Source organism: Streptomyces sp. NPDC056580 (assembly GCF_042793175.1).
Classification (GTDB): Bacteria; Actinomycetota; Actinomycetes; order Streptomycetales; family Streptomycetaceae; genus Streptomyces.
In genome coordinates, this window is sequence record NZ_JBHTVE010000012.1 from 176,139 (window position 1) to 186,949 (window position 10,811).

Here is a 10,811-nt window from a genome sequence, read left to right on the forward strand (position 1 = left end):
TCGTAAGTGATGCTGATGGATCGCGGGAGTGGCCGGAGGTCCTGTGTCCAAGTCGGCCGAGATGGGCCACTATGAGTCAGGACGGTCATTGGCGTCGGTCATGGGAGGCACCATGAAGCTCGGCAAGGCACTGGCCACCGGAGTCGCCGAGGAGCGGCCCCTCGCGCACGAGGAGCCGGAGCTCCCCGAGGAGACCACCCGCACCGAGACCACCCGCACCGAGACCACCCGCACCGCACCGGCCGAGCCGGCCCGCGAAGAGGTGCCCGCGGTCGGATGAGGCTGCGGCTCCCGGCGGAACGCCCGGCGGAGCCGCCGACCGGATACAAGATCGCACACCCGCTGCTGTCACAGGACGGCACCCGGGCCGGGTTCACCGGTGTGTCCCTGGGCGGCGCGCTGCCGTACGGCGTGCTCGACGACGCCTCCTGCGTCTACGGGCGCCGGCACCGCGCGCCCGCGCGTCTGTGCGACTGCGGCTTCCACTGCGTGCACGACCGCGCGGCCGCCGAGGCCCTGCTGTGCACGGCCGAGCACCGGGCCGCGGTCCTCCTCGAGGTCCGCGTGATCGGCGCCTACATCCGCTTCGAGCGCGGCTTCCGGTACGCCCGGCAGCGGGTGCGCACGGCGACCGTGGGCCCGTGCGCCTGCGGGGCCGGCGCGGTCGCGCTCGCCGACGCCGGCTGGGGCAGACCCGGCTGGCAGGCGCTGGCGCCCGCGTGCGCCGGCTGTGTGCGGGCGCGTTTGTCCGTCCCGCTCCCCGGGTTCGCCCGGCTGGCCGGCCAGGGCCTGCGGGTGGTGGCGGCGGCCGCCGCGCCGTCCGCCGGGTTGACGGCCGAAGGGGAGCTGGGCGTACCCGAACTCGTGGCCGAGGCGGCCCTGTTGCAGGCCCGGCTGGACTGGTTCCAGACACAACTCGCCCGGCTCGGCCCACCCGGTGCGGGGGCGGAGGGAAGGGGGTGACGGATCCGGGCCTGGGTACTCGGGGGCTCCGTACGGAAGAGGAGGCGGAACACCGTGACCGTGACCTCGCAGACACGGCCCTCTGTCGACGGGCACCCTTCCACGGGTGAACTCGTCAGCCGGGCCACCGAACAGCTCTCCCGGCTCCTGCGGCAGGAGGTCGCCCTCGCCAAGGAGGAACTCACGGAGAAGGGGCGCCATGCCGGAAAGGGCGGCGGACTGCTCGGTGCCGCGGGCGCCGTCGGATACGTCGGACTGATCGTCCTGGCCGGCGCCGCCACCGCCGCGATCGCCCTGGCGCTGCCGCTGTGGGCGTCGGCGCTGATCGTCGCCGTGGCGTTCTTCGCGGTGGCCGGTCTGCTGGCCGCGGCCGGCCGGGCCCAGTTGCGCCGCGCGACCCCGCCGAAACCCGAGGTGACGCTCGGCAGCGTCAAGGCGGACGTCGACGCGATCAGGGAAAGGGCACACCGATGAGCCACAAGAACCCGCACGGCTCGGGCGCCAAGGGCCCCGACGAACTGCGGCACCAGATCGAGCAGACCCGCAGCCAGCTCGGCGACACCGTCGCTCAGCTCGTCGGCAAGGCCGACATGAAGGGCCGGGCCAAGGCGCGCGCCGCCGACCTGAAGGACAAGGCCGGCGCCATGACCGTGCAGCTTCGCTCCAGCGCGGTACAGGCCGGGCACACCGTGCAGGAGCGGGCGACCAGGACCGGGCACGCGGTGCAGGAGCGTTCGGCGCACGCCCGGCACGCGGTGCAGGACCGGTCGAGCCATGCGCGGCACGCTGTGCAGGACCGGTCGAGCCATGCGCGGCACGCTGTGCAGGACCGGTCCGCCCCGGCGAGGCGCGCCCTGCAGGAACGGGCCAGCCACGCCGGTCACGCTCTGCAGGAGCAGGCCACGACCGCCGGACACGCCCTGCAGGAGCAGCGCGGTCGCGCGGCGCACGCCGCGAGCGGCCTGCCGGCGCCCCTGCGCGACGCCTGGGACGCGGGCAGGCGGCACCCAGGGCCCGTGCTCGCCGCCGGCGCCCTCACCGCCGTCGCGGTCGCGGCGGTCATCGCCTGGCGCAGGCAGCACAGGCACTGCTCCTGACCTGCTCTCCGGCCCGCCCGCCCCGGCGGCGGACCGGTCCCGTGATCACCCTCGCACCGCGGACGGCTGCCCTCCCAGGCGGAGACGGCCCCCGGTGCGAGGGTGGACGCGCGTCGGGCGACTCGCATCGGGGACACTGAAGCGGCGCAGGACCCGGCCCACCCCCGAAAGCCGACCAGGAGCCCCGCCGTGCCCGAGGAGTTCGAGATCGTCCGAGAGTTCGAGGTCGGCGTGCCGCCGGAGCGGGTCTGGGCGGCCCTCACCACCGGGACCGCCGGCCATCTGTGGCCCATGGACCCGCCCGAGCCCCGGGAGGGCGGCCGGGGACCCTCCGGCTCCACCGTCACCGCCTGGGACCCGCCCCACCGCTACACCCTGCGCAGCGAGGACGTGGGCAGGCCCGGCCAGTCGCTCAACCGGCTCGACCACACCGTCGAACCCCTGGACGAGGGCCGCCGCGCCCGGGTGCGCTACGTGCACAGCGGCGTCTTCACCGACGACTGGAACAAGCAGTACGACGCCGCGAGCAAGCACACCAACTTCTACCTGCACACGCTGCGCGAGTACCTGACCCACTTCGCGCCCCGCCCGGTGGCCTTCGCCCGGGCCGAGGGGCCCGCGGCCTCGGCGACCGCGGGGGCGCTCGCCGCCGTCGGCCACGCCCTCGGTCTCGCGGACGACGCGGCCGCGGGCACCGAGGTGGGCGCCCGCGGTCCAGGCGGGCACACCCTTCACGCCGTGCTCGACTACCGCAGCCCGTACTTCATCGGGCTGCGCACCGACAGCGCCCTCGTCCGGTTCTTCGGACGCGGGCACTGGGGCGCCCCGCTCGGCATCAGCGTCCACGACTTCGCGCCCGACGCCGGCGGCCGGGCGCGGGAGACCGCCTGGCAGGACTGGCTGAACGGCGTGTTCGGCCAGTCCTGAACCGCCAGGACGGTTACGGGCGGAACCGCAGCACCTGCGGGTCGTGGTCGCTGATCTGGTCGCTGAACTCCGAGTTGATGTGCACGCTGTCGTACTCGAGGCCGCAGTCGCGCCGGATCGCCGGGCTCACCAGGATCTGGTCCAGGACCTGCTGGTTGCCCTGGTAGTCGTAGGTGTAACGCTCGCTCTTCGGCAGCGACTTGATCGCCGACCACAGCTCGCCGTCGCCCTCGAGGAGCTGAGCGGTGCCGGAGAACTCGAAGTCGTTCATGTCGCCGAGCGCGATGACGTTCGCGTTCTTCTGCACCGACAGGATGTCCTTGACGAAGGCGTTCACCACCGTCGCCTGCGCGTGACGCTGGATCTCCGAGCTGCGCACCGGCGGCTGGTACTGGGACGTCAGACCCTGGTCGCCGCCCTTGGAGTTCAGGTGGTTGGCGATCACGAACACCGTCTTGCCGCGGAAGACGAACTCGCCGGCCAGCGGCTTGCGGCTGTTCGCCCAGGCCGCGTTCGCCGGGTCGACCCGGCCCGGGGAGGCGGTGAGCTGCGCCTTGCCGCGCACCTTGGTGACGCCGACCGGGGTGGTGGAGTCGCCGCCGGTGCGGTCCGTGAAGGACACCCGCTCCGGGTTGAACAGGAACGCCTGGCGGATGTTGCCGCCGGGCTCGCCACCGTCCTGGTCGTTGACCGGGTCGATGGAACGCCACTCGTACTTCGGGCCGCCCGCCGCGACGATCGCGTCGATCAGCTTGTTCACGGTCTCGCTCGCGTCGACCGTGCCGTCGTCCTTGGCGCCGTTGTTGTCCTGGATCTCCTCCAGGGACACGATGTCCGGCGACTGCAGGTTGTGCACGATCGCGGCGGCGTGCTGGTCGAACGTGGCGTCCGACGGGTCGAGGTTCTCGACGTTGTACGTCGCCACCGCGAGCTCGCGGTCCGACTGCTTCCGCGTCGTCTCGCGCTCGAGGCCGCCGCTCCTCAGCGTGCCCAGCTTGCTCGCGACCAGGGTGTAGCCGCCGTACTGGTTGAAGTCCAGCGGGCCGGTGGTGGTCCCCGCCAGGGTGTCGCCGACGTTCGCCGCCGGGAAGCCGGCGGTGGAGCCCAGCGACTGGATCTGCAGCCGGCCGGTGTTCTGCGAGTCGTAGGAGCCGTAGACCGTGCCGCCGCGCCCGCTGGGGTGCTCGTTCGGCTTCACGGTGACCCACAGCTCGCTGTACGGGTCGGTCGCGGTGACCACCCGGGCGTCGGCGACCTGGACGTTCATGCCCTCGAGGGACTCGTAGTAGTCCAGAGCGTACTTCGACGGGTCCAGGGTGAGGCCGTTGACGGAGCCGGCCGCGGCGGTGTCGCCTGCGGGGGCGTAGGCGTCCGGCACCGCGTCCTCGTCGACGACGACCGGGGCCGGGACGGCGTTGCCGGTGGAGACCGTGGTGACCGTGGGCTTGGTGATCTCCGTCAGCGACTGGTTGCCCGAGGAGGCGCCGCCCGGGACGTACTCGGAGACCGTGCCGGTCACCGTGACCGAGTCGCCGGGCGCGACCTTCGGCGTGGAGCTGGTGAAGACGAAGACGCCCTCGCTGGTGGCCGGGTTGTCGTCCGGCGTCGGGTCCTGCAGCCAGAAGCCCTTGGAGGAGCCGTAGGTGCGGGTGGCCGTGACGATGCCGGGGACGTCCGTGACCTTCTGCCCCGCGAACGGGGATATCCGGGTGGTGCCCTGGACGTCGTGGACGCGCACCGAGTCGGCGTGCGCGGGTGAGGTGAGGACGACGGCGGACGCCGCGCTGCAGACGGCGGCGACGGTGAGCGCGGCGAGGCGCGCGGAAGACCTGCTCGGCAAGGGATGCCTCCGGGGACGTGACTGGGCGCCGGGACGAGGGTGGAACGGCAGCGTGTGGGACTCGTGGCCCTCTGTGACACGCGTAGAGCCGAGTGAACAGTCGTCCCCCCAACTTCTACGCGCGTCAATCTCCTGCCTGCGCCCGGGAGTTGTCAAGGTTTCGGCCATGTACGCTGCCTGACGGGGAGATGAACCGGGCGGCATGGGTGGAAATCCGTCTAGGCTGAGCGGCTGAGCCCTTTCACGGTCCGAGGAGAATCAGCCGATGTCAGACAGCTCCCCCCTGCCGCCGGTGCGGCTGCGTCCCGAAGCGGAGCTGGCGCTCGCCGCGCTGTCCACACCGTTGCTCTCCCGCGCCGCCCGCCTCGCCCGCTGGGCCGGGCCCGGCACCCGGGTCGACGCCGCCGGCGGACTGGTCGAGGAGCAGTTGCCGGCCGCCGCCGAACTGCTCGGGCTGAGCGGCGACGAGGCCGCCGCGCACGCCGGCGAGGCCTGGCGGGTGGCCGTGGACGCCGGTCTGGTCGCGGTCACCGACGAGGAGGCCGGGACGGTGGCGGCCGGCGAGGAACTGGCGCTGCTCACCGGAGGTTCCCCGCACGACGTGCTCACCGTGTGGCTCAGCGCCCTGGAGACGGTCGTCGCGGACGCGAGCGTGCCCGACCTGGACGGCCTGCTCGACGCCGTCGACGAGCGCGGCGTGGTCGATTTCGAGTCACTCGGCTGGGACCCGGAGGCCGAGGCGGAGTTCTTCGACGGCGTCCTCGGCACCCTCTACGCGCTGACCGTCAGTGAGGGCGGCGCCGGTGAGGCCCCGGTGCCGCTGCCCGCCCTCGCCGCCTCGGTGATCGTCCCCAGCGACATGGGCGAGCCCACCAACGACGTCCTGGAGCAGGTCTCCGACGCGATGATGCGGCTCGACGACCAGTTCCGGATGCTGGAGCCGGTCGGTCTGGTGGAGTACCAGCCGGTGGACGAGGCGCTGATGGCCGACGCCGACGAGGAACCCGCCGCGCCGGTGGACGACACCGACGTCTCCCGCTACGGCATGGTCCGGCTGACTCCGTTGGGCGCCTACGGGCTGCGGGCGCGGCTGCTGAAGGCCGGGTTCGAGGCGCCCGCGGTCGGCGAACTCGCCGACAAGGGGGCGGACGCGCTGCTCGACGGCACCGCCCGCTTCGGCCAGTCCGCCGCCCGCGCCGAGACCGAGCAGTGGCTGCACCGGCGTGAACCGCTCGCCGCCGCAGGCGAGTTGCTGGCGGCGGCGCGTGGCGCCGACGCCGGTGCGCCGCTGCGCCGGTTGCGCTGCCAGCAGGCGCTGTCGCTGCTCGGCCCGGAGGCCGAGCCGGCGCTGCGGGACGTGCTCGACGACCCCGAACTGGGCGGGCTCGCCCGGGTCTGGCTCAGCGAACACGGCGCCTCGGACGTGCCCGCCCCCTCCCAGGAGCTGGTGTTCTGGCTGACCGTCGACACGCTCGCCGCGCAGCTCCAGGCCGAGGGCAACTCCGAGGAACTGCAGGCCCTGGTGGAAGGACTGGCGGAGCGGCACAGCGGGTTCTTCGCCGCGGCGTGGCGGGTGGACCACCCCGCGACCGCGGACGTGCTGGAGGCGATGGGACGGCTGCACCCGGACAAGAAGGTGGCCAAGGAGGCGCGCAAGGCCGCCTTCAAGGCGCGCTCCCAGCAGGGCGGCTGAGGGGCGGGCCGCGGCCGGTTCCTTTACCGGCGGTTGGGCAGTGCATGCGGATTCATGGAACAGGCACCCCTGAAGCAGCCGGGCGTTCAACTCCCGTTCAGCAACGGGCGGGAGCGTGAGCGCCGACCTCAGGACGCCACCCTCCACGGCACGCCCACCGTCACAGGAGACACCATGTCGCTCAGCCGCAGGGACTTCGCCAGAAAATCCGCGATCACCGGTGCCGGAGTCGCTCTCGCGGGCAGCGTCGGCGCCCTCGCCACCGCCCCGGGCGCCCTCGCCGCCACGGACACCGGCAGCGCGGACGGCGGTCCGGCGCACGGGCACGGACACCACGGCGTCGGCTACGGCCCCCTGCTCCCCGACCCCGACGGCATCCTCGCGCTGCCCGCCGGCTTCAAGTACCGGGTCATCACCCACAGCGGGAAGACCAAGCTGGAGTCGGGCGAGTTCACCCCGTCCAACCACGACGGCACCGCCGCCTTCGAGGGGCCCCGCGGTACCACGCTCCTCGTCAACAACCACGAACTCGCCGGGGCCCGCGCCCAGTGGCCGCACCCGGTGCCGCTCACCGAGGGCCTGGTCTACGACCCGGCCGCGGCAGGCGGCTGCACCGTCGTCGAGGTGCGCCGCGGCGGCGAGGTCGCCGAATGGGTGGGCATCGCCGGCACCGCCACCAACTGCGCGGGCGGCAGCACCCCGTGGGGCACCTGGCTCACCTGCGAGGAGACCGAGGACAAGGACGGCAAGAACGGCTTCACCAAAGACCACGGCTACGTCTTCGAGGTCGACCCCGAGGACCGCCGGGCCAACCGCGACCCCAAGCCGGTCAAGGCACTCGGCCGCTACGCCCACGAGGCCGTCGTCGTCGACCCCAAGCGCGGTCACCTCTACCTCACCGAGGACGCCTCCGGGCCCAACGGCCTGCTCTACCGCTGGACCCCGCCGGAGGGCTTCCGCCACGGCCGCGGCAAGCTGCGCACCCTCGCCGACGACGTCGGCGTCCTGCAGGCCTTCAAGTGCTTCGACTCCGGCGGTCAGTTCGTCGACGACCTCTCCCGCGCCACGAAGACCGGCACGGTGTACGGCGTCGACTGGGTCACCGTCCCGGACCGCGACGCCAAGCAGGTCTCCACCCGCAAGCAGTTCGGCGAGGGCCAGATCACCCGCGCCCGCAAGCTCGAGGGCATGTGGTGGGGCGACGGCGGCGCCTACATCGTCTCCTCCTACGCCCGTGCGGAGAGCCCCGTCCAGCACGACGGCCAGGTCTGGTTCTACGACCCCAAACGCCGCACCCTGACGCTGAAGGTGCTCATCGGCGTCAATCCGGACCCGTCCGCCGACGGGAACTTCGACGGCCCGGACAACATCACCGTCTCCCCGTACGGCGGCCTGGTCATCGCCGAGGACGGCGAGGGCGTGCAGCACCTGTTCGGCGCGACGGACAGCGGCCGCACCTACCCCATCGCCCGCAACGAGCTGAACCTCGGCACCGCCGAGGAGCCCGAGTACAGCGAGTTCACCGGCGTCACCTTCTCGCCCGACGGCAGGACCCTGTACGCCAACATCCAGACGCCCGGCATCATGCTCGCCATCACGGGCCCGTGGAAGCGGCAGCAGCGCTGAACCGGCCGGTTTCCTCCGGCCGGGCGGTGTCCTGAGGGGCGGCGGCCGACGGCGGGCGGGGTCATGATGGAGGCGTGCCCCGCCCTGCGACGCCCGGTCCGGCCGGGCGGTCGGGTCCGGCCGCCGTCCCCGGGCGCCTCGCGTCGGCGCCCACGCCCCGGACCGCCGTCGCCTGGCTGCCCCCGGACCCGCTGTGGCCCGCCGTCCAGCGGATCAGGGCCGAGCACGACCCGCAGATCCGCCGGTGGCCGCCCCATGTGAACCTGCTCTTCGGCTTCGTACCGGAGGAGGACTTCCCGGCGGCGCTCCCGCTGCTGGCCGCGGCGGCCGCGGACCGCGAGCCCTTCGACATCCGGCTCGACGGCGTCCGCTTCTTCCGCCACCGTGCCTGCGCCACCGTGTGGCTCGACCCCGCCGCGGCCGGCCTCGCCCCCTGGACACGGCTGCGGGACGCGCTGGCGCAGCCCTTCCCGTGCTGCGTGGACCGCTTCCCGCGTTTCACCCCGCACCTCTCGCTCGGCCGCACCCGTGCCCCGCGCGAGCTGGCGGCCGAGTGCGCCGCCCGGCTCGGTGCGCTGCCCGCGCGAGTGGCCGGGATCTGTGTGCTGTCCCGTCGCGGTGACGGGCCCATGCGCGTCCGCGCCACGATCACCCTGGGCACCGGCGAGACGCGCCGCCGTCCCGGACCCGGACCGGCGGGCGCCGGGTACGAGCCGCCGTGACCGCCGCCGCCGGTCCGGCGGGAAACACTGCCAGTACTCTTCGGGAACGGCCACGGTTCGCGAGGAGCTTCTGGATGACACGGGCCAGACCCATGCGCGCGGACGCCCGGCGCAACTACGAGCGGCTGCTGCGGGTGGCGGCGGAGGTCTTCGCCGAGCACGGGGAGAACGCCTCGCTCGACGACATCGCCCGGCGCGCCGGCGTGGGCTCCGGGACGCTGTACCGGCACTTCCCGAACCGCCGGGCGCTGCTGGAGGCCGCGTACACCGACCGGATGGCGGCGCTCGCCGCGCGGGCCGACGAGCTGGCCCGGCGCCTGCCGCCCGGTGCGGCGCTGGTGGAGTGGCTGAACGAGCTGTGCGCCGGGACGATCCGGGTGCGCGGGCTGAAGGCCCTGCTGGGCTCGGCCGTCATGGACGGCGGGACGGCACCGGTCCCGGTCTGCGGCGCCCCGGTCCGGGACGCGGCCGCCCGGCTGGTGGCGGCGGCCCGGGCCGAGGGCGCCCTGCGCGCCGACGTCGAGCCGGTCGAACTGCTGCGGCTGGCGCACGGCGTGGCGACGGCCTCGGAGTTCGCGGACGGGCAGGGCGGGCAGATCCGCCGGTATCTGACCCTGCTGATGGAGGGCCTGCACGGGCGGCCGGACCGGCCGGCCGGTGGGCGCCCCCCGCGAGGGCGCCCCTGACCGTCGTCGCGGGCGGCGCCTACAGCGCCCGGGCTCCCGGGTCGACCATGTTGCGCACCGTGCGCGCCTTCACGAAGTCGCCCATCGCCGTCATCTCCCACTCGCCGGAGTACTGCCGGATGAGCTTGGCCATCATCACGCCGGTCTGCGGCTCGGCGCTGGTCAGGTCGAAGCGGACCAGCTCCTCTCCCGAGGCCGGGTCCACCAGGCGGCAGTAGGCCTTGGCGACCTCGGTGAACTTCTGGCCGGAGAAGGAGTTGACCGTGAAGACCAGACCGGTGACCTCCTGCGGGATCCTGCCGAGGTCGACGACGATCACCTCGTCGTCGCCGCCGCCCTCGCCGGTGAGGTTGTCGCCGGAGTGCTTGATCGCGCCGTTCAGGATCGACAGCTTGCCGAAGTAGCAGCTGTCGACCGGGTTGCGCTGCGGACCGTAGGCGATGACCGACGCGTCCAGATCGATGTCCTTGCCGCGGTACGCGGGCTCCCAGCCCAGGCCCATCTGGACCATGGAGAGCAGCGGGCGGCCGCCCTTGACCAGGGACACGGTCTGGTTCTTCTGGAGGCTGACCCGGCCCTTGTCCAGGTTGACCTTGCCGCTGCCCGGCGCCGGGGCCGGGGCCGGGGCAGCGGCGGGCCGCGGCGGAGCGGCGGGCGCCTGCGCGGCGGGGGCCGGCGGTGCGGGCGGGGCGGCGGGGGCCGCGGCCGGCGCGGCCGCGGGCTCCTCCACGGTCACGCCGAAGTCCGTGGCGATGCCGGCCAGCCCGTTGGCGTACCCCTGGCCGACGGCGCGGGCCTTCCACTGGCCGTTGCGGCGGTAGATCTCCATGACCACCAGCGCCGTCTCGGAGCCGAGCCGCGGCGGCGTGAACGTGGCCAGCACCGATCCGGCGGCGTCCCGGACGGTGGCCGTCGGCTCGATGCCCTGGAAGGTCTGACCCGCCGCGTCGGGGCTCGCGGTGACCACGATCTTCTCGATGTCCGGCGGCACGGCGGCGGTGTCGACCTCGATCGCGTCGGGCGCGGCACCGCCGCCGGACCGGTACGTCACACCTGGGCCGCCGGGCTGGTTGTAGAAGATGAAGTCGTCGTCGGAGCGCACCTTGCCGTCGGCGGTGAGCAGCAGGCCCGATACGTCGAGCCGCACCGGGGCGGCGACGTCCACCGTCACGCGGGCGGCGGAGAGAGGGATGTTCGAGCCGGGGGTCATAGCTGTCATGCCGGGTGAACGAACGGCACCGCTTTACCGTTCCCTTA

At 73.6% G+C, this 10,811-nt stretch carries 11 protein-coding genes; 9 read left to right on the top strand and 2 right to left on the bottom strand.

The features are described 5' to 3' along the window. Positions 1 to 112: 112 nt before the first annotated feature. The 5 genes from ACFQ9Z_RS26615 (at position 113) to ACFQ9Z_RS26635 (ending at position 2,987) form a co-directional block, all read left to right on the top strand. Positions 113 to 280 carry a hypothetical protein gene (locus ACFQ9Z_RS26615; RefSeq protein WP_383023540.1) on the top strand — a complete coding sequence of 56 codons (168 nt, stop codon included), beginning with the start codon at positions 113 to 115 and terminating at the stop codon, positions 278 to 280. Then, positions 277 to 963 (top strand): hypothetical protein, encoded by a 687-nt coding sequence (locus ACFQ9Z_RS26620; RefSeq protein WP_383023543.1) that lies wholly within the window; start codon positions 277 to 279, stop codon positions 961 to 963. The genes ACFQ9Z_RS26615 and ACFQ9Z_RS26620 overlap by 4 nt, the downstream gene beginning before the upstream one ends. A gap of 54 nt (positions 964 to 1,017) precedes the next feature. Beyond that, the gene (locus ACFQ9Z_RS26625; RefSeq protein WP_383023546.1) at positions 1,018 to 1,437 is read left to right on the top strand and encodes a phage holin family protein; all 420 of its coding nucleotides are present in this window, start codon (positions 1,018 to 1,020) and stop codon (positions 1,435 to 1,437) included. Next, on the top strand, positions 1,434 to 2,060 hold the full coding sequence (locus ACFQ9Z_RS26630; protein WP_383023549.1) for a DUF3618 domain-containing protein: 627 nt from the start codon (positions 1,434 to 1,436) through the stop codon (positions 2,058 to 2,060). Before ACFQ9Z_RS26625 ends, ACFQ9Z_RS26630 begins: the two co-directional genes overlap by 4 nt. 189 nt (positions 2,061 to 2,249) lie before the next feature. Continuing rightward, the gene (locus ACFQ9Z_RS26635; protein WP_383023552.1) at positions 2,250 to 2,987 is read left to right on the top strand and encodes an SRPBCC domain-containing protein; all 738 of its coding nucleotides are present in this window, start codon (positions 2,250 to 2,252) and stop codon (positions 2,985 to 2,987) included. A gap of 13 nt (positions 2,988 to 3,000) precedes the next feature. On the opposite strand, the gene ACFQ9Z_RS26640 is transcribed toward ACFQ9Z_RS26635, so the two are convergent. Next, on the bottom strand, positions 3,001 to 4,827 hold the full coding sequence (locus ACFQ9Z_RS26640; protein ID WP_383023555.1) for an endonuclease/exonuclease/phosphatase family protein: 1,827 nt from the start codon (positions 4,825 to 4,827) through the stop codon (positions 3,001 to 3,003). Between the two features lie 265 nt (positions 4,828 to 5,092). Here ACFQ9Z_RS26640 and ACFQ9Z_RS26645 point away from each other — a divergent pair, with 265 nt between their 5' ends. From ACFQ9Z_RS26645 to ACFQ9Z_RS26660, 4 genes are all read left to right on the top strand, one after another. After that, positions 5,093 to 6,520 (top strand): hypothetical protein, encoded by a 1,428-nt coding sequence (locus ACFQ9Z_RS26645; RefSeq protein WP_383023558.1) that lies wholly within the window; start codon positions 5,093 to 5,095, stop codon positions 6,518 to 6,520. Between the two features lie 174 nt (positions 6,521 to 6,694). Next, positions 6,695 to 8,146: an alkaline phosphatase PhoX gene (locus ACFQ9Z_RS26650; protein ID WP_383023883.1), complete on the top strand. Its 1,452-nt coding sequence runs from the start codon at positions 6,695 to 6,697 to the stop codon at positions 8,144 to 8,146. A gap of 74 nt (positions 8,147 to 8,220) precedes the next feature. Further along, entirely contained in the window at positions 8,221 to 8,868 is a 648-nt protein-coding gene (locus tag ACFQ9Z_RS26655; protein ID WP_383023561.1) for a 2'-5' RNA ligase family protein, read from the top strand. A 74-nt stretch (positions 8,869 to 8,942) separates the two neighbouring features. After that, positions 8,943 to 9,554, top strand: a complete 612-nt coding sequence (locus ACFQ9Z_RS26660; protein ID WP_383023564.1) for a TetR/AcrR family transcriptional regulator — start codon at positions 8,943 to 8,945, stop codon at positions 9,552 to 9,554. 19 nt (positions 9,555 to 9,573) lie between these two features. Here the strand turns inward: ACFQ9Z_RS26660 and ACFQ9Z_RS26665 are convergent, their stop codons facing one another. Then, positions 9,574 to 10,764, bottom strand: coding sequence for a TerD family protein (locus ACFQ9Z_RS26665; protein ID WP_383023886.1), 1,191 nt, complete (start codon positions 10,762 to 10,764; stop codon positions 9,574 to 9,576). Between the last annotated feature and the right edge of the window lie 47 nt (positions 10,765 to 10,811).